Source organism: Streptomyces virginiae (genome assembly GCF_041432505.1).
Taxonomy (GTDB): domain Bacteria; phylum Actinomycetota; class Actinomycetes; order Streptomycetales; family Streptomycetaceae; genus Streptomyces; species Streptomyces virginiae_A.
On sequence record NZ_CP107871.1, the window covers coordinates 2,858,620 to 2,883,282 of the forward strand.

Annotated in this window: 21 protein-coding genes; 12 read left to right on the plus strand and 9 right to left on the minus strand. The window is 72.5% G+C overall.

Features of this window, described 5'->3' with window-relative positions; genetic code table 11:
* Window positions 1–58 precede the first annotated feature (58 nt).
* Complete coding sequence (locus tag OG624_RS13345) at window positions 59–3,046, minus strand: bifunctional [glutamine synthetase] adenylyltransferase/[glutamine synthetase]-adenylyl-L-tyrosine phosphorylase (protein ID WP_033226047.1); 2,988 nt, start codon at window positions 3,044–3,046, stop codon at window positions 59–61.
* A 222-nt stretch (window positions 3,047–3,268) separates the two neighbouring features.
* On the opposite strand from OG624_RS13345, the gene OG624_RS13350 reads away from it, so the two are divergent.
* Both OG624_RS13350 and OG624_RS13355 read left to right on the plus strand, forming a co-directional pair.
* Window positions 3,269–5,857, plus strand: coding sequence for a PIG-L family deacetylase (locus OG624_RS13350; protein ID WP_158711971.1), 2,589 nt, complete (start codon window positions 3,269–3,271; stop codon window positions 5,855–5,857).
* A 141-nt stretch (window positions 5,858–5,998) separates the two neighbouring features.
* The gene (locus tag OG624_RS13355; protein ID WP_033226048.1) at window positions 5,999–8,062 is read left to right on the plus strand and encodes a PIG-L family deacetylase; all 2,064 of its coding nucleotides are present in this window, start codon (window positions 5,999–6,001) and stop codon (window positions 8,060–8,062) included.
* A gap of 18 nt (window positions 8,063–8,080) precedes the next feature.
* Here OG624_RS13355 and OG624_RS13360 read toward each other — a convergent pair whose 3' ends face one another.
* From OG624_RS13360 to OG624_RS13370, 3 genes are read right to left on the minus strand one after another with little or no spacing between them, the layout of a single operon-like run.
* Window positions 8,081–8,437: a hypothetical protein gene (locus OG624_RS13360; protein WP_033226049.1), complete on the minus strand. Its 357-nt coding sequence runs from the start codon at window positions 8,435–8,437 to the stop codon at window positions 8,081–8,083.
* On the minus strand, window positions 8,434–9,411 hold the full coding sequence (locus tag OG624_RS13365; RefSeq protein WP_051763918.1) for a MerR family transcriptional regulator: 978 nt from the start codon (window positions 9,409–9,411) through the stop codon (window positions 8,434–8,436). The genes OG624_RS13360 and OG624_RS13365 overlap by 4 nt, the downstream gene beginning before the upstream one ends.
* Window positions 9,412–9,445: 34 nt before the next feature.
* On the minus strand, window positions 9,446–10,147 hold the full coding sequence (locus OG624_RS13370) for a hypothetical protein (RefSeq protein ID WP_033226050.1): 702 nt from the start codon (window positions 10,145–10,147) through the stop codon (window positions 9,446–9,448).
* A 95-nt stretch (window positions 10,148–10,242) separates the two neighbouring features.
* Here OG624_RS13370 and OG624_RS13375 point away from each other — a divergent pair, with 95 nt between their 5' ends.
* On the plus strand, window positions 10,243–10,659 hold the full coding sequence (locus OG624_RS13375) for an HIT family protein (protein ID WP_033226051.1): 417 nt from the start codon (window positions 10,243–10,245) through the stop codon (window positions 10,657–10,659).
* Window positions 10,660–10,701: 42 nt separating this feature from the next.
* Here the strand turns inward: OG624_RS13375 and OG624_RS13380 are convergent, their stop codons facing one another.
* Together OG624_RS13380 and OG624_RS13385 are read right to left on the minus strand one after the other, a co-directional pair.
* Window positions 10,702–11,172 carry a hypothetical protein gene (locus tag OG624_RS13380; protein WP_051763919.1) on the minus strand — a complete coding sequence of 157 codons (471 nt, stop codon included), beginning with the start codon at window positions 11,170–11,172 and terminating at the stop codon, window positions 10,702–10,704.
* A 152-nt stretch (window positions 11,173–11,324) separates the two neighbouring features.
* Window positions 11,325–12,686: a glutamine synthetase family protein gene (locus OG624_RS13385; RefSeq protein WP_030772013.1), complete on the minus strand. Its 1,362-nt coding sequence runs from the start codon at window positions 12,684–12,686 to the stop codon at window positions 11,325–11,327.
* A 172-nt stretch (window positions 12,687–12,858) separates the two neighbouring features.
* Here OG624_RS13385 and OG624_RS13390 point away from each other — a divergent pair, with 172 nt between their 5' ends.
* The 4 genes from OG624_RS13390 (at window position 12,859) to OG624_RS13405 (ending at window position 15,254) form a co-directional block, all read left to right on the plus strand.
* Window positions 12,859–13,242 (plus strand): hypothetical protein, encoded by a 384-nt coding sequence (locus tag OG624_RS13390; RefSeq protein ID WP_033226052.1) that lies wholly within the window; start codon window positions 12,859–12,861, stop codon window positions 13,240–13,242.
* Window positions 13,243–13,299: 57 nt separating this feature from the next.
* Window positions 13,300–14,001 carry a DUF3105 domain-containing protein gene (locus OG624_RS13395; protein ID WP_033226053.1) on the plus strand — a complete coding sequence of 234 codons (702 nt, stop codon included), beginning with the start codon at window positions 13,300–13,302 and terminating at the stop codon, window positions 13,999–14,001.
* 71 nt (window positions 14,002–14,072) lie between these two features.
* On the plus strand, window positions 14,073–14,708 hold the full coding sequence (locus tag OG624_RS13400; protein ID WP_208869438.1) for a DUF305 domain-containing protein: 636 nt from the start codon (window positions 14,073–14,075) through the stop codon (window positions 14,706–14,708).
* A gap of 126 nt (window positions 14,709–14,834) precedes the next feature.
* A complete protein-coding gene (locus OG624_RS13405) occupies window positions 14,835–15,254 on the plus strand; it encodes a CBS domain-containing protein (RefSeq protein WP_033226056.1) in 420 nt (139 codons plus the stop codon).
* On the opposite strand, the gene OG624_RS13410 is transcribed toward OG624_RS13405, so the two are convergent.
* Window positions 15,239–16,078, minus strand: a complete 840-nt coding sequence (locus OG624_RS13410) for an alpha/beta fold hydrolase (RefSeq protein ID WP_266358317.1) — start codon at window positions 16,076–16,078, stop codon at window positions 15,239–15,241. The two genes, OG624_RS13405 and OG624_RS13410, sit on opposite strands and share 16 nt — an antisense overlap.
* 86 nt (window positions 16,079–16,164) lie before the next feature.
* Window positions 16,165–16,866, minus strand: a complete 702-nt coding sequence (locus tag OG624_RS13415) for a DUF998 domain-containing protein (RefSeq protein WP_051763920.1) — start codon at window positions 16,864–16,866, stop codon at window positions 16,165–16,167.
* 72 nt (window positions 16,867–16,938) lie between these two features.
* Between OG624_RS13415 and OG624_RS13420 the strand changes: the two genes are divergently transcribed.
* The 4 genes from OG624_RS13420 to OG624_RS13435 all read left to right on the plus strand — a co-directional run bounded on the left by OG624_RS13420 (window position 16,939) and on the right by OG624_RS13435 (window position 22,365).
* Window positions 16,939–17,448: a hypothetical protein gene (locus OG624_RS13420; protein WP_266357597.1), complete on the plus strand. Its 510-nt coding sequence runs from the start codon at window positions 16,939–16,941 to the stop codon at window positions 17,446–17,448.
* A 93-nt stretch (window positions 17,449–17,541) separates the two neighbouring features.
* Window positions 17,542–19,161 (plus strand): multicopper oxidase family protein, encoded by a 1,620-nt coding sequence (locus OG624_RS13425; RefSeq protein ID WP_371639446.1) that lies wholly within the window; start codon window positions 17,542–17,544, stop codon window positions 19,159–19,161.
* Between the two features lie 125 nt (window positions 19,162–19,286).
* Window positions 19,287–20,540, plus strand: a complete 1,254-nt coding sequence (locus OG624_RS13430; protein WP_371639447.1) for a hypothetical protein — start codon at window positions 19,287–19,289, stop codon at window positions 20,538–20,540.
* A gap of 70 nt (window positions 20,541–20,610) precedes the next feature.
* The gene (locus OG624_RS13435; RefSeq protein ID WP_161288033.1) at window positions 20,611–22,365 is read left to right on the plus strand and encodes an NAD+ synthase; all 1,755 of its coding nucleotides are present in this window, start codon (window positions 20,611–20,613) and stop codon (window positions 22,363–22,365) included.
* A 90-nt stretch (window positions 22,366–22,455) separates the two neighbouring features.
* Here the strand turns inward: OG624_RS13435 and OG624_RS13440 are convergent, their stop codons facing one another.
* Window positions 22,456–23,484 carry an endonuclease/exonuclease/phosphatase family protein gene (locus tag OG624_RS13440; RefSeq protein ID WP_033226063.1) on the minus strand — a complete coding sequence of 343 codons (1,029 nt, stop codon included), beginning with the start codon at window positions 23,482–23,484 and terminating at the stop codon, window positions 22,456–22,458.
* Window positions 23,485–23,772: 288 nt separating this feature from the next.
* On the opposite strand from OG624_RS13440, the gene panB reads away from it, so the two are divergent.
* Window positions 23,773–24,642, plus strand: a complete 870-nt coding sequence (gene panB, locus OG624_RS13445) for a 3-methyl-2-oxobutanoate hydroxymethyltransferase (RefSeq protein WP_030730758.1) — start codon at window positions 23,773–23,775, stop codon at window positions 24,640–24,642.
* Window positions 24,643–24,663 lie beyond the last annotated feature (21 nt).

Genomic DNA, 24,663 nt, shown 5'->3' on the forward strand with positions numbered 1-24,663 from the left:
TGATCATATGCAAACTGCAAAAGTGTCGACCAGGGTTGGGGAGGTCGGACGGGAGCGGCTACGCCCCGTAGAACAGCTCGTCCACCACCGCCCGGGCACGGCGGGTGATCCGGCGGTAGTCGTCCAGCATTTCCCCGGCCGTGCCTTCGGCGTATCCGAGGTAACGGCCCACGGCTCCCAGCTCCCGGGCCTCGGCCGGGAAGGTGTCCCCGGCCCGTCCGCGCACCAGCATCACGGCGTTGCGGACCCGGGTCGCCAGGACCCAGGCCTCGTCCAGGATCTGCGCCTCCTCGGTCGGGATCAGCCCGGCGGCGTGGGCGGCCGCCAGAGCCTCGCGGGTACGGGTGGTGCGCAGCCCCGGTTCGACCCAGGCGTGCCGCATCTGGATCAGCTGGACGGTCCACTCGACGTCGCTGAGGCCGCCGCGGCCGAGCTTGGTGTGCAGGGTCGGGTCGGCGCCGCGCGGCATCCGCTCCGACTCCATGCGGGCCTTGAGCCGGCGGATCTCGCGCACGGCGTCCTCGCCGAGGCCCTCCATCGGGTAGCGCAGCGGATCGATCAGCTCGATGAACCGGGCGCCGATGTCGGCGTCGCCCGCCACCGGTTCGGCGCGCAGCAGGGCCTGGCTCTCCCAGGTCAGGGACCAGCGCCGGTAGTACGCGGCGTAGGAGGCGAGCGTGCGCACCAGCGGGCCGGAGCGGCCTTCGGGGCGCAGGTCGGCGTCGATGAGCAGCGGCGGGTCGGTGGTGGGCAGTTGGAGCAGCCTGCGCATCTCGGCGATGACGGTCTGGGCGGCCTTCGCGGCCTCCTGCTCGTCGACGCCCTCGCGGGGTTCGTGGACGAACAGCACGTCGGCGTCGGAGCCGTAGCCGAGTTCGTGGCCGCCGAAACGGCCGACGCCGATGACGGCGAAGCGGGTGGGCAGGGTGTCGCCGTAGTGGCTGTGGACGGCGGCGCGCAGGGCCCCGGCGACGGTGGCGGCGGTGAGGTCGGAGACGGCCCCGCCGACCCGGTCGACGAGCGCTCCGTGGTCCTCCTCGGCAGGGTTGTCCTCCGTACCGTAGGAGCCGATGATGTCGGCCGCTGTGGTGCGGAAGAGCTCGCGGCGGCGCACGCCACGGGCGGCGGCGACAGCGGCCTCGGGGGTGTCGGCGCGCCCGACGGCGGCCAGGACCTCCTGCTCCAGGGCCTCGTGCGTACGGGGCTGCAGACCTTCGGGATCGCCGAGCAGGGCCACGGCCTCGGGGGCGCGCATCAGCAGGTCGGGGGCGAGGCGCCCGGCGGACAGGACGCGGGCGAGGTTCTCGGCGGCGGCGCCCTCGTCGCGCAGCAGGCGCAGGTACCAGGGGGTCTTGCCGAGGGCGTCGGAGACTTTGCGGAAGTTCAGCAGGCCGGCGTCCGGGTCGGCGGAGTCGGCGAACCAGCCGAGCATGACCGGGAGCAGGGTGCGCTGGATGGCGGCCTTGCGGGTGACGCCGGAGGCGAGGGCTTCGAGGTGGCGCAGGGCCGAGGCCGGGTCGGCGTAGCCGAGGGCCTCCAGGCGCTGGCCGGCGGCGCGGGGGGAGAGCCGGGTCTCGCCGGGGGTGAGCTGGGCGACGGCGTCGAGCAGCGGCCGGTAGAAGAGCTTCTCGTGCAGGCGGCGGACCACGGAGGCGTGCCGGCGCCAGGCCTTGTTGAGTTCGGCGACGGGTTCGGTGCGCAGGCCCATGGAGCGGCCGAGGCGCCGCAGGTCGTTCTCGTCCTCGGGGACGAGGTGGGTGCGGCGCAGCCGGTAGAGCTGGATGCGGTGCTCCATGGCGCGCAGGAAGCGGTACGCGTCGTGCAGTTGGGCGGCGTCGGCGCGGCCGACGTAGCCGCCGGCGGCGAGGGCGTGGAGGGCGTCGAGGGTGGTGCCGGAGTGCAGGGTGGCGTCGCTGCGGCCGTGGACGAGTTGGAGGAGCTGGACGGCGAACTCGACGTCGCGCAGGCCGCCGGGGCCGAGTTTGAGCTCGCGGTCGACCTGGGCGGCGGGGATGTTGTCGACGACGCGGCGGCGCATCTTCTGGACGTCGGGGACGAAGTTCTCGCGTTCGGCGGCCTGCCAGACCAGCGGGCTTATGGCCGCGATGTACTCGGCTCCCAGGGCCTCGTCGCCGGCCACGGCGCGGGCCTTGAGGAGGGCCTGGAACTCCCAGGTCTTGGCCCACCGCTGGTAGTAGGCCAGGTGGGAGGCGAGGGTGCGGACGAGGGGGCCGTTGCGGCCCTCGGGGCGGAGGTTGGCGTCGACGGGCCAGATGGTGCCCTCGACGGTGGTCTCCGAGCAGATCCGCATGAGGTGGGAGGCGAGGCGGGTGGCGGCCTGGAGGGCCTTGGCCTCGTCGGCGCCGGGGGCCGCGTCGCCGACGAAGATGACGTCGACGTCGGAGACGTAGTTCAGCTCGTTTCCGCCGCACTTGCCCATCGCGATCACGGCGAGCCGGCACAGGGCGGCATCCTCGGGGGCGGCCGCGGAGGCGATCCGCAGGGCCGCGCGGAGGGTGGCGGTGGCCAGGTCGGCGAGCTCGGCGGCGGTCTGGGCGACGTCGATGGTGCCGCAGACGTCGCGGGCGGCGATGGAGATCAGGCAGCGGCGGTAGGCGACGCGCAGGCCGACGGGGTCGTGGGCGTCGGCGAGGCCCTGCTCGAACTCGGCGAGTCCGGGGTGCAGGTCGGCCGCCTCGTAGGTGATGAGGCTGAGCCAGTCGCGGGGGTGGCGGGCGAGGTGGTCGCCGAGGGCCTCGGAGGCGCCCAGCACACCGAGGAGGCGGTCGCGCAGCGGCTTGGCGCTGACGAGGGTGTCGAGGAGCCCGGGCAGCTCGCCGTCCGGCTGGGCCTCGGCGAGCCGGACCAGTCCGAGGAGGGCGAGGTCGGGGTCGGCGGTCGCGCCGAGGGCGTCGAGCAGCACGGGATCGGTGCGTACGGCCGCGAGCGCGTCGGCGTCGAGCAGCCGGGCGGCGGCGGAGGGGTCGGTGAAACCGCTGCGGAGCAGTCGGATGAAGGTGCTGCTCCTGCGTCCCGGGACCGTCATCCCGCCGCCTCCCGCGGTTGTCGCTGCCACTGCTTGCCAGTCTCTCCTGAGCCTAGGCCCTGGGACCTGTCGGTGGAGTTCCGGCCCGGCCGGGACGCAGATTTAGGCGTGTCAGGATCAAATGTTCGATCTGAGGCGCATACGATGCCAGGATCTGTCTGATCATCGGTTTAGTGAACGTGTCATGGGGGTACTCCCCGTCGGCCGGTCGGGAGGAGCCTCGTGTCCGACTCCTGGCAGGGCCCCGGGGCCCGGGACCCACAAGGTCTGTCGACCGGATCCGGGTGGGGGCAGCAGGCCCGGCCGTCGGAGCAAGGACAACAGCCGGACCGGGCGCCGCGGCAGGGTCGGCAGCAGCCCTACCCGGCGCGGGACGCGCGGCAACAGCCTTACCAGGGACACCCGCAGGAGCGGCACGCCTACGCGCACCCGCCCCGGCAGCACGTGCACCCGCACCCGCACCCGCCCGAGCAGGCCCACCAGGCCGAGCCGCGGGCCGAGTCGGCCGAGCGCGCCGAAGCTCCCGAAGCTCCCGAAGCCGAGGCCGCCGCTCCCGAGGTCGCCGCTCCCGAGGTCGACGCCGAGACGTCCGGCAGCCGTCGGCAGGCGCGCCGCCGGGCCCGCGGCAAGGACGGCGTCCGGGACGGGGCCCGGGACGGGGCCCGTCGCCGTCGCCGTCGCCGGGGCGGCCTCCTCAAGGTCGTCGCCTTCTGCGTGGTCACCGCGGTCGGCAGCCTGATCCTCCTCCGGGGCAACGAGCTCCTCGACCGCCTCGGCACCCCCACCGCCCCCGACAAGGCGGCCGAAACCCCCGCCCCGGAACCGCCCGACCCGGGCCGGGTGCTCCAGGTCATCGCGCACCCCGACGACGACCTGTACTTCATGAACCCGGACCTGCGGTACTCCATATCCGCCGGAAGCCCGGTCACCTCGGTCTACCTGACCTCCGGCGAGGCCGACGGCATCAACGCCGGCTCCGCCAAGGCGGCCACCACCAAGCCCGACAAGCCCGCCTACGCCGAGGCCCGCCAGAACGGCATACGCGCCGCCTACGCCAAGATGGCCACCGGCGACCGCGGCAGCCCCTGGACCCGCACCGTCGTCCCGACCAAGGGCGGCGGCCACGCCGAGGTCGACGTCCTCATGGCCAAGCCCCAGGTCAACCTGGTCTGGTTGCAGCTCCGCGAGGCCGGCACCGTCTACGAGACCGCCCCCAACAGCCTGCACGGCCTGTGGGACGGCAAGATCCCCCGCCTGGACTCCATGCTCGCGTCCGGCACCCCGGTCAAGCAGCCGTTCTCGTACTCCAAGGACCAGGTCGTCCAGACCCTCGTCGGCATCCTGGAGCAGTACCGGCCGACCACCGTCCGCTCCCAGGACCCGACCCCCGGCCGGTATCCCGACACCAAGCGGTACACCGACCACCAGGACCACTTCTACGGCGCCCGGTTCGTGCAGCTGGCCACCGCCGCCTACGCCAAGGACGTCACCGACCGCCCGCACTTCGCGGTGCAGAACTACGCGGGCTACATCAACGGCTCGCTGCCCAGCGCCCTGGACCCGGACGAGGCCAAGGAGAAGCTGGACATCCTGGGCACCTACGCCTGGCTCGACCGGCAGAACCACTGCAACAGCCCCGCCGGCTGCGGCGACCTCAAGATCTCCGACCAGCCGGGCGGCAACCGGTGGTCGGACTCCATCAACTACGCCCGCGGCACCAGCACCAACTGGCTGACCTCCGACGCGCAGCAGGGACTGTGGGCCTTCAAGGTGCTCGACGGCCAGGTGGCCGTCTGGCACCGGGCCGGTCCCGCCGGCCGCTGGAAGGGCCCGGACCTGCTCCCCGGCACCGGCATGGACCCGGGCGTGAGCACCGTGACCCTGGCGGACGGCCGGACGGCCGTCTTCGGCACCCGCACCTCCTTCGGCGCGAAGCCCACCGACTACCGGCGCGAGGTCGTCCACGCCGTCCAGAAGCAGCCGGGGGCCGAGCAGTTCACCGAGTGGCAGTCGCTCGGCACCCCCGAGACCGCGGACGAGAACTGGACCTCCGACATCAGCGCCCCGGCCGTATCCGTCGACGGCACCGGGCAGTTGGCGGCGTACGTCCGCGACGGCGCGGCCGGCCTGCGCGGGCGGGTGCAACAGCCGGACGGCAGCTGGGGGCCCTGGGAGAAGTACGGCGGCACCGACCTGCACGGCTCCCCGGCCACCGCCACCGACGGCGCCGGGCGGCGCATGGTCTTCGCCGCCACCTCCAAGTCGGTGGTGGGTTGGACGCAGCCGACACCGGGCGCCCCGCTGGGCCAGGTCACGGCCACCGGGCTGCCGGACACCACGCTCCCACTGACCGCGGACGGGCGCGAGGGCGGCGTACGACTGTGGTTCCGCAAGCCCGGCTCGGGCAATGTCCGCACCGCCCTGATCACGGGTGAGGGCGGGCTGAAGGTGAGCCAGATGACCGACCTCGGCGGCCTCCAGGGCTTCGGCTCGGTGACCGCGAGCGGGCATCTCCTGGCAGGGCGCACGGCGGGCGGGCAACTGGGCTCGGAGGCCGGGTCGGGTCGGCCGTGGGAACGGTCCCCGCTGCTGTTCGTCGGCGCGCCCTCCTCCACGATGACCGGCAAGGGCCTGGTCAGTCTGGCGGTGGTGGGGCTCGACGCACGGCTGTACGTGACCTCCTCGGCCGACGTGCCGAACGCGCACCTGGCGCCGTGGCAGCCGGTGGGCCCGCGCAACGCGCCCCCGTCGCTCCCGTCACCCGTGTCGCCGACATCGCCCGCGTCGGGTCCGGCTCCCGCAGCACCGTAGGCGGACGGACAAAGTCCACATCTGGTACCGGAAAAGCACCGGTCATCTGCGGATTCGGTGAACCAAGTCCGTCGATTTCCCCTCTCTCTGACTGTTCCACACCTTCTTCCGTCAGAGCGAGACCGAACCGAGGCGTGACCGATGCCCGTGACCCGTCGCCGCTTCGCGGCCCTGCTCACCGTGCTGACAGCCGGCGCCACCGGTGTGCTCTCCGTGGCCGGCCAACAGACCACCGCCGAAGCCACCCAGGAGAAGAACCCGGCCGCGGTCCGGCCCGCGAGCGTCACCTCCGGTTCGGTCGTCCAGATCGTCGCCCACCCCGACGACGACCTGTTCTTCATGAACCCGGACCTCAGCCGGTCCCTGCTGTCCGGCACCCAGGTCACCACCGCCTACCTCACCTCCGGCGAGTCCGACGGCCGCAACGAGGCCCACGGCGGCGCCGCCGACGACCCCGAACAGCCCGCCGACCGCGCCCACTACGCGGAGGCCCGGCAGAACGGCATCCGCTCCGCGTACGCGCAGATGGCCACCGGGGACCGCACGAGCGCGTGGAAGCGTACGGTCCTGGCCACCGCCGGCGGCGGCCGGGCCGAGGTCGACGTCCTCATAGCCAAGCCGCAGGTCAACCTGGTGTGGTTGATGCTGCGCGAGGCCCGCAGCACCGGCGGGGACACCCCCGAGAGCCTGCGCGGCCTGTGGAACGGACGGATACCCGCGCTGGAGGCCCAGCTCACCTCCGGCACCCCGGTCAAGCAGCCGTTCACGTACACGAAGGACCAGCTCGTCCAGTCGATAGCCGGGGTCCTGGAGCAGTACCGGCCGACGACGATACGGATGCAGGACCCGACGCCGAACCGGTACGGCGAGAACGGGACCGGCCGGTACACCGACCACCAGGACCACATGTACGGCGCCCGCTTCGTGCAGGCCGCCACCGCCGCCTACGCCGCCCAGGTCCACAGGCGCCCGCACTTCACGGTCCAGAGCTACCTCGGCTACCACAACAGCACCCTCCCGCACGCGCTGGACCCGCAGACCGCCGAGACCAAGACCGGCTTCCTGAGGACCTACGCCTGGCAGGACCGCCAGGACTACTGCGGCAGCCCGTCGGGCTGCGGCGACCGCAAGGTCGCGGGCAACCCGACCGGGCGCAACTGGGCCCAGTCGCTGCGCTACACCCGCGCCGAGACCACCTCCTGGCTGACGGAGGGAACACCCGGCCGGCTGTGGGCCTTCGCCACACTGGACGGCCAGGGGGCGTACTGGACGCGCAACGCCGGCGGCGACTGGGCGGGCCCGATGTTCCTCCCGGGCACGGGCATCGACCCGGGCGCCACCGCCACCCGCCTCCCCGGCGGCCGCGTCGCCGTCCTCGCCACCCGCACCACCTTCGGCTCCGCGCCCGCGGACTACCGGCGCGAGGTCGTGTACGCCGTCCAGTCCGCGCCCGACGGCCCGTTCGGCCCGTGGCAGTCGCTCGGCACCCCGGAGCGCACCGACGACGAGGGCACCTCGGCGATCAGCGCCCCGGCGGTGGCCGTGGACGCGCGGGGCGGCCTGACCGTCTACCTCCGCGACTCGCGCCGCACCCTGCGCGCGACCACCCAGCAGCCGGACGGCGGATTCTCCCCGTGGGAGCGGCTCGGCGGCGAGGACCTGCAGAGCGACCCGGTGACAGCACTCGACGCGGCGGGGCGGCGGCACGTGTACGCGACCACCACCACCTCCGTCCTGGCCTGGACCCAGCGCACCCCGGACACCCCTCTGCTCGGCCCCGCCCCGACGGGCCTGCCCGCCACCACGGTCCCCCTCACGGCGGCCCCGGACGGTGCGGGCGTGCGCCTGTTCTTCCGCCGCCCGGACTCGGGGGTCGTGCGTACCGCCCTGGTCACGGCGGGTCCCTCGGTCCGGCCCCAGGTCTCCAGCGTCACGGAGGCGGGCGGCCGCGCCGGCTACGGCGCGGTCTGCGCCGCGGGCCGCCTCGTGGTGGGGCGCGCGGACAGCGGCACGGTCAGCACCACGGGCCTCGGCGGCCCGCCGGCGTGGGAGCAGTCCCGCATGCTCTTCGCGGGGGCCCCGTCGGCCGTGCTGGAACCCTCGGGCAGCGTCACGACGGCGGTGCTGGGCCTGGACGGCGAACTCCACACGACGACGACCCCGGCCACCCCCAAGCGTCCCACCTGGCACCGGGCGGTGCACTGACGGCGGGCGCGCACGGTGTCAGCCGGCCATCCACGGGACACGGCAGGCGTGCGGGCCCGCCCCCTCCGGACACAGGGTCGCGATCACCGTCGTGCGGATCGCCCGCCAGGTCCGCAGGGAACACCTCAACCGGACGCGCAACTCGACCGGTTCCCGTGCGCCACCGCCCAGGCCGGGGTGTTCGATGTCCCACTGCTCGGCGAGGAAGTCGTACATCTCGGCGGTCGGCATCCCGCTCCCGGGAAGGGTCCGTAGGACGCTCTCACCGGTGATCCGGGCGCTCCGCGCGCCCACCGCGTCGGCGACGAGCCCCTTGACCCACGCCAGCCCCTGCTCGTCCGCGTACAGGCCGAACCTCACCACGCGCGTTCTCATCGCATCGCACCTCCGCAATCGTCGTGACCGTCGTCGCCGCCGCCGGGGGCGAGGACGGTGGTGAACCAGGAGTGCACGGGGGCGAGCGCCGGTGCCGCGGGCCACCCGTTGACCGTGCCCAGGAGCCGCCAGTATCGCTCGACGTGGGGATCGGCGGTCGTCCGCAGGCGGGCGAGGAGCCAACGGCGCAGACCGCCCTCGCCTTCGTCGGCGCGCTCGTACGCGTGGGCGTAGAGGCTGCCGAGTGAGCCGGAGAGCAACGCTCCCCCGACCGAGTCCGGCAGGAGGCCGACGGACACGGCCTCGTCGATCCGCTCCCGCATCGCCCGGTCGAGCGCGCCCTGCACGGCGACGACGTCCCGCCGGTCGGGCTCCACCGCCTGCTCCTCGGCGGTGCGGCGGATCGCGGCCCGGAACTCCTCGTCCTGGCAGAGCCCGGCGAGTTCCACCCAGGCCTCGACCTGTTCGGGCGTGGGGTCGTCAGGTAGCTCGGGCACGACGGATCGCATCAGGCTCGCGAACTCGGTCCCGGTGTGAGGCTCTTCGAAGACCTCGTCGATGAAGTCACTGATCAGTCGCCGCTGTTCGGCGCGGGAGAGCGTGGCGAGTCGGTGCATGAGGTCCATCTCCAGGGGGGTGGGGCCGCGTCCGGCGACCGCGCGGAGCACGGCCCGGCGCAGGCGGAGGGTGCGGATCTGTACGTCCAGGGCGTCGGCGTGCGCCGCCGCGACCTCCGGTACGGACGCTTCCCGGTCGAGCACCTTGCGTACGGTCTCCAGACCGATCCCGAGATCGCGCAGCGTGCGGGCCAGGTCGAGGCGGGCGAGCGCGTCCGGCCCGTAGAGCCGGTATCCCGCCGGGCTCCGCTCCGTGGGCGGGACGATGCCCTTGTCCGAGTAGAACCGGACGGTCTTCACGGTCAGACCGGTCCGCCGGGCCAACTCCCCGATCGAATACAGAGTCGCGCTGTCCATGGCCCCCAGCCTGCTGTCTCCCCCCACGGGAGACTCAACCCAGCGGCCTGGCCGTCCCCCGGGGGTCGTCGGCCGCGACCATGTCGACGAACCGCCGGACCTGCTCCTCGGCGGGCACGTCCCGCGCCACCGCAACCTCGTGGACGAAGGTGCTCCCGTTCGCGTACGGCGCCTCAAGGGGGCTGAAGTGCACCCTGACCTGTGCGGACCCCTGACTCCGCAGCGGATGGACGGTGTTCACGCCCCAGCCCCAGCGCTGGAAGCAGCCGGACGCGGAGAGCTCCAGTCTCATCAGCCGGGCGACGCTGTCCACGGGCTCCTCCCAGCTGAGATCCGCCACGGCCCGCGCCAGTTCGGCGTCGTACGCGGCCGCGTCGAAGTGGACGTCGGTGGGAACGGGGAGCCGGACGTCCTCCGTGTTCTCCCAACCCGTCCACTCCACCCGGTCGGCCCGCCGCCGGATCGTGACGAAGGTGCCCCCGCAGCAGTCGGTGACGCAGTCGTTGTTCGTCAACTCGACCCTGCGCGGCTCGCCGGAGGCGGCCAACGGCCACTCCTCGGCCGGACCGAACCACCTCCCGCGCCAACAGCTCGACACCCCTCCGGGATGCATCTCCTCCAACACGTCCCGCCCGTCGATCAGCAGCCGCAACTCCCCCCACTGGCTGAGGGCGAGGTCGGGGGGCGGCACGACGAACCCGAGTCGAAGGACACTGACCGCCGGAAGGGACTCCATCCCCCCATCGTCGCCGACACCCCGAATCCGAAGAACCGAATATCCCCGGACCCCGCCCCGAACCGTGGAATCCCGCGTCTGGCAGGGTCGGTCCCATGGATTGCATCTTCTGCGGGCTCATCCGTGAAGGCACGGCGGGGTGGGTGGCTCGTGGTCCGGTGGCCTGTGCCTTCACTCCCCTGAATCCGCTGACGCCGGGCCACACCCTGGTGGTCCCGACGCTCCACTACGCGGACATCTTCGAGACCCCGCCCGAGGTCCTTTACGGGGTGACGGCACTGGTCCAGCGGGTGGCCGCGGCCACCCGGACGGCCTTGAACGCCTCGGGCGTGAACATCCTCAGCGCCGGCGGCCCGGGATCGGAGCAGTCCGTCCTCCATCTGCATTTCCACGTCGTTCCGCGGTGGGTGGGCGACGGGATCTCGACCTGGCCGTCCGGACGCTCCGCACACCACGTCACGGGCGATCCGGGAGCCCGGCTCGCCGATGCCCTGGCTTCTGGTGCTGCTTGACCCGGGCCACTCACGGCAGCTGCAGAATCCCTCCCCGGGGTTTCAACTCAGCTGGTCGCGCACGAGATCAAGGAATGCCTGTCGGCTCGGACGGATGTGTGCCCAGACCTTCTCGTCCTGTGGCTCTCCCGGGTCTTCGGGACCCTTCCTGATCACCTCCTGCACTGCCCACGCGAGGTCATGTGCCGCTTCGCCGACCTCAGACGTGCACAGCACGTGGATCGTCTTCTGCATCACCCACACCCTGTCGAGGACCTGCCCTGCCCGGGCCTGCCACTGCTCGTCAGCCAGGTTGTGGTGATGCCGATCCACCGCGACTCGTTCAGCTTCCTGCACCGCAGACAGAAATTCGACGAGGTGAGTGAGACGCTCGTTGCGGCGCGCCTCGGCAAGTTCACGAACACTGCGGCGCGCCTCGCCGCGTTCCACGGCGCGTCCTGCCGAGCGCTGGGCCAGCATCGACATGCACCCGCCGAGCAGGACGCCGATGAGCGGCGCAAGCGTTGTCCACACAACGTCCGATTATGACACCGATGGCATGAGCATGGCGCAGGGTTCGGCATCGCGGGCCGGACCGGGACACGCAGACGACCACGTCGGGCCGGCGGCTGAGTGCCGCCGGCCCTGAGTGTGGTTCCGACCCCGGAAGGCCGTCTGAACTGTCCTTACAACACGGGGAGGTTCTTGCGGAGTTCGAAGGCGGTGACCTCCGAGCGGTATTCCTCCCACTCCTGCTTCTTGTTGCGGAGGAAGAAGTCGAAGACGTGCTCGCCGAGGGTCTCGGCGACCAGTTCGCTGCGTTCCATCAGGGAGATGGCCTCGCCGAGGTTCTGCGGGAGGGGTTCGATGCCCATCGCGCGGCGTTCGGCGTCGGAGAGGGCCCAGACGTCGTCGTCGGCGCCCGCCGGGAGTTCGTAGCCCTCCTCGATGCCCTTCAGGCCGGCCGCGAGGAGGACGGCGTACGTGAGGTACGGGTTGGCACCCGAGTCGATCGAGCGGACCTCGACGCGCGAGGAGCCCGTCTTGCCCGGCTTGTACATCGGGACGCGGATCAGGGCCGAGCGGTTGTTGTGGCCCCAGCAGATGTACGACGGGGCCTCGCCGCCCGCGCCGGCGCTGCGGGACGAGCCGCCCCAGATGCGCTTGTAGGAGTTGACCCACTGGTTGGTGACCGCCGCCGTCTCCGCCGCGTGGCGCAGCAGGCCCGCGATGAAGGAGCGGCCGACCTTGGAGAGCTGGTACTCGGCGCCCGACTCGTAGAAGGCGTTGCGGTCGCCCTCGAAGAGGGAGAGGTGGGTGTGCATGCCCGAGCCGGGGTACTCCGAGAACGGCTTCGGCATGAAGGTGGCCTGGACGCCCTGCTCCAGCGCGACCTGCTTCATGACGAGGCGGAAGGTCATGATGTTGTCGGCCGTGGAGAGCGCGTCGGCGTAGCGGAGGTCGATCTCCTGCTGGCCGGGGGCGCCCTCGTGGTGGCTGAACTCCACCGAGATGCCCATCGATTCGAGCATGGTGATCGCCTGGCGGCGGAAGTCCATGCCCACGTTCTGCGGGGTGTGGTCGAAGTAGCCGGAGTTGTCGGCCGGCACCGGGCGGGTGCCGTCCAGCGGCTTGTCCTTCAGCAGGAAGAACTCGATCTCCGGGTGGGTGTAGAAGGTGAAACCCAGGTCGGAGGTCTTGGCCAGGATGCGCTTGAGGACGTAGCGCGGGTCCGCGAAGGACGGCGAGCCGTCCGGCATCAGGATGTCGCAGAACATCCGGGCGGTCCCGGGGGCCTCCGCGCGCCACGGCAGTATCTGGAACGTGCTCGGGTCCGGCTTGGCGATCATGTCGGACTCGTAGACCCGGGCGAAGCCCTCGATCGCGGAGCCGTCGAACCCGATGCCCTCGTCGAAGGCCTGCTCCAGCTCCGCCGGCGCGACCGCGACGGACTTGAGGAAGCCCAGTACGTCGGTGAACCACAGGCGCACGAAGCGGATGTCGCGCTCCTCAAGCGTCCGGAGGACGAATTCCTGCTGCTTGTCCATGCCTTCATCCTCGCAGTTCAGACGGCCTGTGCACCACCGCCTCGACAGTCGGGGCACAGTCGGGCGCGCCCAGTATCGCCAGTCGTGGTTTCCGCCACATTACGCACCCGGGAAAGGTCGCGGCACCCCCGCACTGACCTGGGGCCGGTCATGAGCATTACCATCTGCGCCCATGGGGGGCCGGCAGCACACGCAGCCGGGGCGTCGGGGACGTCCCGGGCTTCGGCGTGCCGTCCTGCTGATCGTCTTCGGGGTGCTGTCCGGCGTGCTGCTGCTGTGTGCGCGCTCGGGCGAGTCGCACGCCCCGGATCCGGGTGCGCAGGTACGCGCGGGGGCGCCGGCGCACGCCGTCTGCGTGTCTCCGTACGACCTGCCCGGCTGCTCGCCGCTCACGCGCGTCACTCCGGGTGTGCTGCCGGTGCCGCCGCCCGCCGTGACGGGTTCCATGGGTGCGCCGGCGCCCGCCGCGATCGTCTCCGGGGCGTCGCGGATCCCGCTGTACGGGGCTCCGCCGCGCGCCCCTGACCTGTATGCCCTCCAGGTGCTGCGGACCTGATCGGTCCGGTTCGGTTTCGTGTTCATCCACCCCCCTCAGCAGAAGGAACCAGGGCACATGGCCAGCAAGTCCGGCAGGACCAACCAGCACACCGACCCGAACTCACGTCAGGCGCGCATAGCCGAGATGCGTCGCGCCGAGCAGATCCGGGAGCGGCGCAACAAGGCGATCGCGATCACGGCCGCGTCGGCCGTCGTCGTCGGCCTCGTCGGCTTCGGCGCCTGGGTGCTGATCGACCAGAAGCAGGCCGAGCAGCGCAAGGAGGCGGCCGCGGCGAAGATCCGCGAGGAGGCCGAGGAGATCCGCAAGCAGCCGGTCGAGGGCGAGCAGCTCTGGGACGTGAAGAAGCTCGGCCGCAATCACGTCGAGACGCCGGTGAAGTACGAGATGAACCCGCCGGTCGGTGGTGACCACCACCCCCGCTGGATGAACTGCAACGGTGACGTCTACAAGAGCCCGGTGCCGGAGGTGAACGCCGTGCACTCGCTGGAGCACGGCGCGGTCTGGGTGACGTACAACGAGAAGGCCCCGAAGGCCGACGTCGACAAGCTGGCCGCGACCGTCGGCAAGATGCCGTACACGCTGATGAGCCCGGTCAAGGAGCAGACCGGCGCGATCACGCTCAGCGCGTGGGGCAAGCAGCTGACCGTGGACAGCGCGGACGACCCGCGGGTGTCGAAGTTCTTCACGAAGTACGTGCAGGGCGAGCAGACCCCGGAGCCGGGCGCGGCCTGCACGAGCGGGCTGGCCGGCAAGTGAGCCGCCCGGCCGGCGCCGACCGCCCCGTCCCCCGTACGTACTGGGTCGCGGGCACGGCCGTCCTGCTGGCCCTGCTGTTCGCTGCGGCCGCCACGGTGGCCGCCGCGAACGGCGGCGGTTCCGCCGATTCCGGTGCGGCGGCCGGTACGGCGGCGCCCCGCACCCCGGGGCTGCGGTCCGCGGACGCGGGCTTCGCCCGGGACATGGCGGTGCACCACCAGCAGGCGGTGGAGATGTCCTTCATCGTCCGCGACCGCACCCAGGACGAGCCGGTACGCACCCTCGCCTACGACATCGCCAACACCCAGGCCAACCAGCGGGGCATGCTGCTCGGCTGGCTGGACCTGTGGGGGTTGCCGAAGGTGGTGGCCGACGAGCCGCCGATGTCCTGGATGGGCGCCGCGGGCGGCCACGGCGGCCACGCGGGGCACGACGCCGCGAAGCCCGGTGCGCTGATGCCGGGCATGGCCACCAAGGAGGAGCTGGACCAGCTGGGCGCCGCCTCCGGTCGGGACGCGGAGGTGCTCTTCCTCCAGCTGATGACCGACCACCACAAGGGTGGCGTCGCGATGGCCGAGGGGTGTGCGCAGCAGTGCGAGACCCCGGTCGAGCGGGCGCTGGCGCAGGGCATGGTCGACGCGCAGCGCTCGGAGCTCACCCTGATGGAGGACCTGCTGCGGCAGCGCGGAGCCGCGCCGCGCGGGTGACGGGACACGCCCGTACCGTGGTGAGAGGCGCCCTCTCACCCGTACGGGCGTGTGCTCCGCCGGTGGGGACGCCGCACCGGACGCGTCCGCGCCCGGTGTCGGACGGCGTGCTCAGGAGGTTCAGCGATGACCACCGCCGCAGACATCATGCACCCCGGGGCCCAGTGGATTCCCGCCACCGAGACCCTCGACCGGGCCGCCCAGCTGATGGCCCGGCTCAATGTGGGCGCCCTGCCCATCAGTGACGCCGAGGAGCGGCTGTGCGGCATCATCACCGACCGCGACATCGTCGTGAACTGTGTGGCCAAGGGCCACGACCCGGCCAGGGTCACCTGCGGTGACATGGCTCAGGGCACCCCGCGCTGGATCGACGCGGGCGCGGACGTCGGCGATGTGCTGGACGAGATGCAGAGCCACCAGATCCGCCGGCTGCCGGTGATCCGGAACAAGAAGCTGGTGGGCATGATCAGCGAGGCCGACCTCGCCCAGCACCTCACCGACGACCAGATGGCCACCTTCGTGGAGAAGGTCTACGCGCGGGTCTGACCCTGCCCGGCCGTTTCCAGGACCGTCCGCGCCACCTGGCCCGGGCGGTCCAGCATGACCAGGTGTCCGGCCGGTTCGGCGACCTCGAAGCGGGCGCCGAGCAGGTCGGCGAGGTCCGCCTGCCGGGACAGCCAGCGCAGGGCCGAGGGCCCGGCCGAGCCGTCGTGGCCGGCGAGGACGGTGGTGGGGGCGGTCAGCGGGTGCGTCCCGCGCAGGGCCGCCAGCTCGGCGGCCATGTCCAGGTAGCGGGAGTTCTCCAGGAGGCCGCCGCGCCAGACCCGGCCGGTGCGGTAGCAGCGGCGTACGAGGTCCCGCGGGGCCGGGTCGGAGCCACCGGTGCGGGAGGCCCGTACGGTGGCGCGCCGGGCCGTGGGGCCCAGCGCGGCCGGTAGTCCGGCGGCGGTCACGGCCCGGCCGAGGGCGCGGGCGGCCCCGGTGCGCAGTGCGGCGGGCAGGAGCGTACGCGGGGATTCCTCGACGCTGCCGTCGAGGAGGACCAGTGCGGCGGTGCGCTCGGGGTACAGGCGGGCGAAGGCCTCGGCGTGGAACCCGGCGAGGGAGTGCCCGACGACGGTGACGGAGCCGGCGGCGCGGGCGTCGAGCCCCAGCGCGTCCAGCAGGCCGGCGATCCGGTGGGCCTCCCCGGCGGTGGTGGGCGGCTCGGTGGCGGGGCCGCTGAGACCGTGTCCGGGGCGGTCGAAGCGGACGACGGTGCGGCCTGCGGCGACGAGCGGTGCGACGACCGGGTCCCAGTCGAACCAGGCCATGGCGAGCCCGGCGCTCAGGACGCACACGGGGCCGCTGCCTTCGACGACGACGTGCAGCGCGACCCCGCGGGCCCCGTCACCCGCCTCGACGGCATCGCCGGCATCGGCGGGGACGGGGACGCGGACGAACCGGCCGGTGACACTCACGTACGGCCTTCCTTGTGGACGGAATAGGCGAGCAGGCCCAGCCAGAGGGCGACGAGGAGCACCTGGAGCCGCTGACCGGCGCCGAGGGCCCAGGTCCCGCGCCCGGCGGTGAACAGGGCTATCGCGGACAGCGTCCAGACGGTGGCGAGCAGTTCGAGGGCGACGAGGGCGGGGCCGTAGCGGGCGAGCGGGGCGAACCAGCCGTAGCGGCGGGCGGCGACCGTGAGGGCCACCAGGCCGACGAGGGCCCCGGTCATGGCGAGACTGCTGCTGACGGCGTGGGCCTGGTGGGTGGCGGGGACCAGTCCGGCGGTCTCCCGGGCGGCGCATTCGGGGTCCACGGTGGGGGTGCAGCTCAGCGGCAGCCAGGCGTCGGCGGCGGTGGCCGCGCCGAAGAGGGCGACCCCGGCCCAGCCGATGACCGCCCAGGAGCGGCGGGACTCCGCGTACTTCAGCAGCCGGATCAGGGCCAGGAGCCCTCCGGAGAAGGCGAGCAGCCCGGCGGTGAAGTCGGTGGCCCGGAAGAGGCCGCCGAGCGGCTGGTCCTGGGCGGCGAGCTCGCTGACGTACGTCTCGATGGGGTTGAGACCCGTGGAGAGGACGACTTCGAGCACCCACGCGGTGTAGGCCGCCGCGGCGAGACCGATCAACGTGGCGACCGGCCAGGCGGTCCGCGGCGACAGTCCGTGTGTGGACATAGTGTGACTAATCCTAAGCAGACTCGGGGTCGGTGCTCCGATCGGATACCCACCCCCGGTAGGGTTCCGGTCATGACGCGCAGTGCTCAGCGAGCCGCCCCGGGAGCCCGGTTGCTGCTGCTCGCCGCGCTGTTGCTGGGCATCGTCACCATGCACACCCTGGGCCATCCGACTGAGTCCCACGCCGTGCAAGACGTGTCCCCGGCCCACTCCGTTGCCTCGGCGACGCTGCCGGCCCCGGCCGCGCACGGTGGCACGCGCCACACCGCCGCCGCCACGTCCGACACCGCCGCCATCACGGCCCTCGGCACAGCCGTCGGCACCGCCACGGCCGCCGGCGTGCCCTCCCCCGCGGTCCCCGCGTGGGGGTACGAGATGCCCGCGACCGAGATGGACCCCATGTCGGTCTGCCTCGCCGTGCTCGCGGGGCTCGTCGTGCTGCTCATCGGCACCGGCCGGACCGGATCCCGACGCGCCGCGCCGCTCGGGGGCGCGGCTCGCATACCGGGCCGGTCCGGCGGAGGTCCGGACCCGCCCTCGCCCCGCGAGCTCCTCACTCGGCTGGCGGTCCTGCGGGTATAGGCCGGTGCCGCCGCCCCCGCATGCCCGTGCATGCCCGGGGCGGCGCCCCTCCGTGCCCATGTACCCGTACCACCACACCCATGAGGTGCTCCCATGCGCTCTCTTCCCACCCGTCGCGCCGTGCTCGGAGCGTCCGCGGCCGTCCTCGGCTCCGGGCTGCTCGCCGCCTGCTCCGCATCGACCGGGCCCTCCGGCGGATCCGGGGCCGGCGGCCACGGCTCGATGAACCACGGCGGCTCCGCCGACGTGCCCGAGGGGTACGTCGACCCGGCCGGACCCGAGGTGCGGGCCGCCGAGGCCGCCCGCAAGGCCACCGGCCCCCTCACCGAGGTCAAGGTGACCGCCACCGCCACCCCGCTCGACCTCGGCGCCGGCATCACCGTCCGCTCCTGGGCGTACGCGGACAAGCTGCCGGGCCAGGAGGTCCGGGCCACCGCGGGCGGCACGCTCGCCCTCACCCTGGCCAACAACCTGCCCGAGGCCACCTCCATGCACTGGCACGGCCTCGCCCTGCGCAACGACATGGACGGGGTCCCGGGACTGACCCAGCGGGACATCGCCCCGGGCGGTTCCTTCCCGTACAGGTTCGCCGTCCCGACCCCGGGCACCTACTGGTTCCACCCGCACACCGGGGTCCAGCAGGACCGCGGCCTGTACGGCGCGCTCATCATCGAGGACCCCAAGGAACCCCTCTCCTACGACAAGGAGTGGGTGGTGGTCCTGGACGACTGGATCGACGGGGTGGACGGCGCCACCCCCGACGCCGTCCTCGCCGAGCTCCGCAAGGGCATGAACGGCAGCGGCGGGGCCCACGCGGCCCACGGCCAGAGCGCCTCCCCCTCCACCTCTCCCTCCCCGTCCTCCGGTGGCCCGAAGAAGCGCTCGTACGTCGCCATGGGCGGCCACAGCGACTACCTCGGCGGGGACGCGGGCGACGTCGTCTACGCGCACTACCTGATCAACGGGCGGGTGGCGGACGACCCTTCGGTCCTCACCGCGAAGCCCGGTGACCGGATCCGGCTGCGCATCATCAACGCGGGTGGGGACACCGCCTTCCGTATCGCCCTCGGCGACCACGAACTGACGGTCACCCACACCGACGGCTACCCGGTGGAGCAGACGAGGACGGGCTCGCTGCTGCTGGGCATGGGCGAGCGGTACGACGTCCTGGTCACCGCCAAGGACGGGGTGTTCCCGCTCACCGCGCTGGCCGAGGGCAAGGAGGGCTCGGCGCTCGCGGTGTTGCGTACCGGATCGGGGACGGCGCCCACGGCCGCGACCCGCCCGGCCGAACTGGACGCGCCACCGCTGATGGCGGACGCGCTGAAGGCCGCCGAACCGGTCGCGCTGGCCCCGCGCGACCCGGACCGTACGGTGCAGATCCGACTCACCGGCAACATGACCTCGTACAACTGGGCCTTCGACGGCAAGCCGTACACCCCCGACCAGCGGCATCCGGTGAAGGCGGGCGAACGGGTCCGGCTGGTGTTCGCCAACGCCACGCCCATGTGGCACCCGCTGCACCTGCACGGGCACACCTTCGCGCTGGGCGAGCAGGGGGGTGGGGCGCGCAAGGACACCGCGATCCTCCTGCCGGGTCGCAGGCTGACGGTGGACTTCGACGCGGACAACCCCGGGTTGTGGATGACGCACTGCCACAACGTCTACCACTCGGAGTCCGGGATGATGACGGTGCTCGGCTACCAGGTGTAGGGCACGGCCGCCCGCCCGGACCTGACACGGGGCCGGGCGGGCGGTAATCGAGGTGGGCCCCGGGCGCGGGCATGGCACTCTTGCGGAGATCACGACTGCCGCGACAAGAGGACGATCCCGCCGGTATGAGCACCCCGCCGAACCCGCCCAGCACTCCCGTCGGTCCGCCGACCGAGCCGGCGGGCACCCCGACACCCGAAACACCGGAGATATCCGAGGCGCCCGGGGCGGATTCCGCATCGGCGCCCACGCAGCCGCTCTCGCTGGAGAAGACCCCGGCCGCCCCGGCGACCCCCGAGGCCCCCGCGGCCCCCGAGGCCCCCGAGGCCCCCGCGACTCCGGCATCGCCCCCGGCGCCCGAGGCCCCCGCGGCAGCCCCGGCCCCCGAGGCCCCGGCGACCACCCCGCAGCCGGCTCCCGCCCCGTCGGCCTTCGCCCCGCCCCCGTCGGCCTTCGCCCCGCCCTCGCCGGCCTTCGCCCATCCCACGCCGCCCGCGGCCGCCGGCTTCGGTGAAGGATTCGGCGCACCCGGCTTCCCCGGCGCTCCCGCCGCACCCGACAACCAGTGGGGCGCGCCCACCCCCGGCTACCCCGGAGGCACGTACCCCGGATACCCGCAGGCCGCCCCGACCGGCAACGGCCTGGCCGTCGCCGCGGTCATCACCGGCGGACTGGGCATCATCCTCGGCATCATCCCGTTCTTCTTCTGGGCCGGCACCCTGCTCGCCGCCGTCGGTCTGGGCCTCGGCATCGGGGGTGTCGTCCGCGCCAACAAGGGCGCCCCGAACAAGTCGATGGCAGTCGTCGGCGTCGTTCTCTCCGTCCTCGGTCTGCTCGCCTCGGCCGGCGGCCTCTTCCTCACCGTCCTGGTCGTCGACAAGGCCGACAGCCGCATCGACCGGCAGGTCGAGGAGGACCGCAGGGCGAGCGAGCGCCTCCCCGGCGGTGCCCCGTCCAGGTCCGCGGCGCCCACCCAGGTCCCCGGCCTGACCAGCGCGCTGCCGTTCGGCGAGAAGTTCACCTACCCGAACGGCATCACGGTGAGCCTTTCCGTTCCGACGACGTACAAGCCGAAGGGCGCGTACGCCCGCGAGCGGGTCAAGAACGCGGTCGAGCTCACGGTCACCATCACCAACAACTCCAACGTGCCGTTCGATGTGCTCCTCGCCAGTCCCAACGTCCGCGACGACCAGGGCATGCCCGCCGAGAGCGTCTACGACGGCAACATGCCGAAGTCGATCAGGGGCTCCCTCCTGCCGGGCGAAACCGCCAGCGGGGTCGAGGCCTTCGAGGTCCCCGAGGGCACCAAGAGCATCACCGCGGACGTCCGGCCCGGGATGCTGCGCGAGAGCGTGAAGTACGCGGGCCCGATCGGCTGACGGGACGTCACCACGCGGGAAACAGGCGGGGCCCAGGACATCGCGTCAGAAAGACGATTACACTGGGCCCGTGCCTCAACTTCGACTCGCTCTGAATCAGATCGACTCGCACGTCGGCGACATCGACGCCAACGCCGACTCGGTCGTCCACTGGACCCGGCACTCCGCCGAGCAGGGCGCCCACCTGGTGGCCTTTCCGGAGATGATGCTGACCGGGTACCCCGTCGAGGACCTCGCCCTGCGCGGCTCCTTCGTGGAGGCCTCCCGTACCGCGCTGCGCGAGCTCGCGGAGCGGCTGGCGGCCGAGGGCCTCGGCGAGCTGCCGGTCGTCGTCGGCTACCTCGACCGCACCGAGCGGGCGGTACCCCGCCTGGGCCGCCCGGCCGGGTCCCCGGAGAACGCGGCCGCCGTGCTGCACCGCGGGCAGGTCGTCCTGCGCTTCGCCAAGCACCACCTCCCCAACTACGGCGTGTTCGACGAGTTCCGGTACTTCGTGCCGGGCGACACGCAGCCCGTGATCCGGGTGGGCGGCGTCGACGTGGCTCTGGCCATCTGCGAGGACCTGTGGCAGGAGGGCGGCCGGGTCCCGGCCACCCGCTCCGCCGGGGCCGGACTGCTGATCTCCGTGAACGCGTCCCCGTACGAGCGCAACAAGGACGACCTGCGCCTCGAACTGGTCCGGAAGCGGGCCCAGGAAGCCGGCTGCACCCTCGCCTACCTGGCGATGATCGGCGGCCAGGACGAGCTGGTCTTCGACGGCGACTCGATCGTCGTCGACGCCGACGGGCAGGTCATCGCCCGCGCCCCGCAGTTCTCCGAGGGCTGCGTCCTGGTCGACCTCGACCTGCCGGCCGCCCGCGCCGACGCACCCGAGGGCGTGGTGGACGACGGACTGCGCATCGAGCGCGTCATCCTCTCCGAGGAGCCCGTGGAGCCGTACGAGCCGGTGGTCACCGGCGGCTACGCCGAGCGCCTCGACGACGACGAGGAGGTCTACGACGCGCTGGTCGTGGGACTGCGCGCCTACGTCAGGAAGAACGGATTCCGCTCCGTCCTGATCGGGCTCTCCGGCGGCATCGACTCCGCGCTCGTCGCCGCCATCGCCTGCGACGCGATCGGCGCGCAGAACGTGTACGGCGTCTCGATGCCCTCGAAGTACTCCTCGGACCACTCCCGGAGCGACGCGGCCGACCTGGCCGAGCGCACCGGGCTGAACTTCCGGACCGTCTCCATCGAGCCGATGTTCGACGCCTACATGGGCTCGCTGGGCCTGACCGGCCTGGCCGAGGAGAACCTCCAGTCCCGACTGCGCGGCACCCTGCTGATGGCCCTGTCCAACCAGGAGGGCCACATCGTGCTGGCCCCGGGCAACAAGTCGGAGCTGGCCGTCGGTTACTCCACCCTGTACGGCGACTCGGTGGGCGCGTACGGCCCGATCAAGGACGTCTACAAGTCGGACGTCTTCCGGCTCGCGGAGTACCGCAACCGGGCCGCCGCCGAGCGGGGCGAGACCCCGCCGATCCCGGAGAACTCGATCGTGAAGCCGCCGAGCGCCGAGCTGCGCCCGGGTCAGGTGGACACCGACTCGCTGCCCGACTATCCGGTGCTCGACGCGGTCCTGGCCATGTACGTGGACCGCGACCAGGGCCTGGACGCGATCGTGGCGGCCGGCTTCGACGCGGAGCTGGTGGCCAGGACCCTGCGGATGGTGGACACGGCGGAGTACAAGCGGCGCCAGTACCCGCCGGGCACGAAGATCTCCGCGAAGGGCTTCGGCAAGGACCGGCGGCTGCCGATCACGAACGGCTGGCGCGAGCAGGCGTAGCGGATCCGGGACCACCGACACGGCGAGGCCCCGGTCGCTTCCCTCGGGGAGCGACCGGGGCCCACCCGTATCCGGGTGATCCTTTACCCGTCAGGGCTTCACGGTGACCCGGGCGGCGACGGGAAGGTGGTCGCTGCCGGTGCGGGGCAGGGTCCAGGAGGCCTCCGGCTTGATCCCGCGGACCATGATCTGGTCGATCCGGGCCATCGGGAACTGCGCCGGCCAGCTGAAGCCGAAGCCGTCGCCCGCCGCGCCCTGGGTCGAGCGCATCTGCGAGGTGACCTCGGACAGGGCGCGGTCGTTCATGGTTCCGTTGAGGTCGCCGAGCAGGATGACCTTCTTCAGCGGTTCGGCGGCGAGCGCGGCGCCCAACGCGTCGGCGCTGTCGTCGCGCTGGTTGGCGGTGAAACCGGCGTTGAGCTTGACCCGGACGGAGGGCAGGTGGGCGACGAAGGCGGCGACCGGCCCCTGCGGGGTGGTGACCGTGGCGCGCATGGCCCGGGTCCAGCCCATCCGGATGTCGACGGGCGCGCTCGCGGTGAGCGGGTACTTGCTCCACAGGCCGACGGTGCCCTCGACGGAGTGGTACTTGTACGTGGCCGCGAGGGCCTTCTCGTAGACGGGGACGGCGCTGCCCTTGAGCTCGGTCAGGGCCAGGACGTCGGCCCCGGACCGGGCCACCGACTCGGCGGTGCCGTGCGGGTCGGGGTTGTCGGCGTCGACGTTGTGGGTGGCCACGACCAGGTTGCCGCCGGAGCCGGACTTGTCGGTGACCAGGCCGCCGAAGAGGTTCGCCCAGACCGCGGCCGTCAGCAGTATCGCGAGGAGCGCGGTCGCGGACTTCCGGTAGACGGCCCCGACGATCAGGAGCGGGACGGCCAGGCCCAGCCAGGGCAGGAAGGTCTCCGTGAGGCTGCCGAGATTGCCCACGTGGTTGGGCAGGTCCGCGTGGAAGATCATGATGAGCGAGAGCAGCGCGGCGATCCCGGCGAGGACCCAGCCGCGCCGCCAGATCCCCGGGTCCTTGCGCAGTACGGTCAGCCGGCGCCGAAGGCGGGTTCCGGAGGGCTCGGGCTCCGAGCCACCGTTCCCCGACTCCGTCATGTACGCCTGTGCCATACCACTGCCCTCACTGCCGTGCTCGCGCTCCGTCCCCGCCCCTTGACCCTAGGCGATGAAGCGGAGCCTTCCGTGCCGTACGTCACGACCTTCGGTCACGGTCGTGTGTCCGGGAGGACGAACGGCCGTACGCAGGGGGTTCCGCTTGTCACGAAACGCGCACATTGGATCCCGTGGTCAGGCTCGCAGCACGGACCACTTCCGCCTTTGCCCGCGCGGATGCCACCATGGGGGGTGAGTCCGGGGACGTCGTAAGGGCGCCTCGAGATGACACAAGGAGCAGTTGCAATGACGCATGCCGTTTCGCCTGCCCGCGAACCCGCAGCCGCCGCCTCCCCCACCCTGTACGGAGGCACGGGCACCCGGCGCATCACCGTCCGCGACCTGACCCTCGCCAAGGAACGCGGCGAGAAGTGGCCGATGCTCACGGCCTACGACGCGATGACCGCGTCCGTCTTCGACGAGGCCGGTATCCCGGTCATCCTCGTCGGTGACTCCATGGGCAATTGCCACCTCGGCTACGACTCCACCGTCCCGGTGACGATGGACCAGATGACCATGCTGTCGGCGGCCGTCGTACGCGGCACGAGCCGTGCGCTGGTCATCGGCGACATGCCGTTCGGCTCGTACCAGGAAGGCGCCGTGCAGGCGCTGCGCAGCGCCACCCGTCTCGTCAAGGAGGCCGGGGTCGGAGCGGTGAAGCTGGAGGGCGGCGAGCGCTCGCTGGCCCAGACCGAGCTGATCGTGCAGTCCGGCATCCCCGTCATGTCCCATCTGGGCCTGACCCCGCAGTCCGTCAACGCCATGGGCTACCGGGTCCAGGGCCGCGGTGACGAGGCCGCGCACCAGCTGCTGCGCGACGCGAAGGCGGCACAGGACGCCGGCGCGTTCGCGGTGGTGCTGGAGCTCGTCCCGGCCGAGCTGGCCGCCGAGGTCACCCGGTCCCTGCACATCCCGACGGTCGGCATCGGCGCGGGCGCGGAGTGCGACGCGCAGGTGCTGGTGTGGACCGACATGATGGGCCTGACCGGCGGGAAGATGCCGAAGTTCGTCAAGCAGTACGCGCAGCTGCGCGAGACCATGACCGGCGCGGCGAGGGCCTTCGCCGAGGACGTGGTCGGCGGAACGTTCCCGCAGGCGGAGCACGCCTTCCACTGATGAGGTGAGCGACGGACCGGC

Bases quoted from the DNA above. Each gene is read 5' to 3' on its own strand.
- OG624_RS13405 (WP_033226056.1), top strand. From the start codon at position 14,835: ATGACCACCGCCGCAGACATCATGCACCCCGGGGCCCAGTGGATTCCC.
- OG624_RS13390 (WP_033226052.1), top strand. From the start codon at position 12,859: ATGGGGGGCCGGCAGCACACGCAGCCGGGGCGTCGGGGACGTCCCGGG.
- OG624_RS13355 (WP_033226048.1), top strand. From the start codon at position 5,999: ATGCCCGTGACCCGTCGCCGCTTCGCGGCCCTGCTCACCGTGCTGACA.
- OG624_RS13370 (WP_033226050.1), bottom strand. From the start codon at position 10,147: ATGGAGTCCCTTCCGGCGGTCAGTGTCCTTCGACTCGGGTTCGTCGTG.
- OG624_RS13385 (WP_030772013.1), bottom strand. From the start codon at position 12,686: ATGGACAAGCAGCAGGAATTCGTCCTCCGGACGCTTGAGGAGCGCGAC.
- OG624_RS13440 (WP_033226063.1), bottom strand. From the start codon at position 23,484: ATGGCACAGGCGTACATGACGGAGTCGGGGAACGGTGGCTCGGAGCCC.
- OG624_RS13415 (WP_051763920.1), bottom strand. From the start codon at position 16,866: ATGTCCACACACGGACTGTCGCCGCGGACCGCCTGGCCGGTCGCCACG.
- OG624_RS13345 (WP_033226047.1), bottom strand. From the start codon at position 3,046: ATGACGGTCCCGGGACGCAGGAGCAGCACCTTCATCCGACTGCTCCGC.
- panB (WP_030730758.1), top strand. From the start codon at position 23,773: ATGACGCATGCCGTTTCGCCTGCCCGCGAACCCGCAGCCGCCGCCTCC.
- OG624_RS13360 (WP_033226049.1), bottom strand. From the start codon at position 8,437: ATGAGAACGCGCGTGGTGAGGTTCGGCCTGTACGCGGACGAGCAGGGG.
- OG624_RS13395 (WP_033226053.1), top strand. From the start codon at position 13,300: ATGGCCAGCAAGTCCGGCAGGACCAACCAGCACACCGACCCGAACTCA.
- OG624_RS13420 (WP_266357597.1), top strand. From the start codon at position 16,939: ATGACGCGCAGTGCTCAGCGAGCCGCCCCGGGAGCCCGGTTGCTGCTG.
- OG624_RS13425 (WP_371639446.1), top strand. From the start codon at position 17,542: ATGCGCTCTCTTCCCACCCGTCGCGCCGTGCTCGGAGCGTCCGCGGCC.
- OG624_RS13375 (WP_033226051.1), top strand. From the start codon at position 10,243: ATGGATTGCATCTTCTGCGGGCTCATCCGTGAAGGCACGGCGGGGTGG.
- OG624_RS13430 (WP_371639447.1), top strand. From the start codon at position 19,287: ATGAGCACCCCGCCGAACCCGCCCAGCACTCCCGTCGGTCCGCCGACC.
- OG624_RS13365 (WP_051763918.1), bottom strand. From the start codon at position 9,411: ATGGACAGCGCGACTCTGTATTCGATCGGGGAGTTGGCCCGGCGGACC.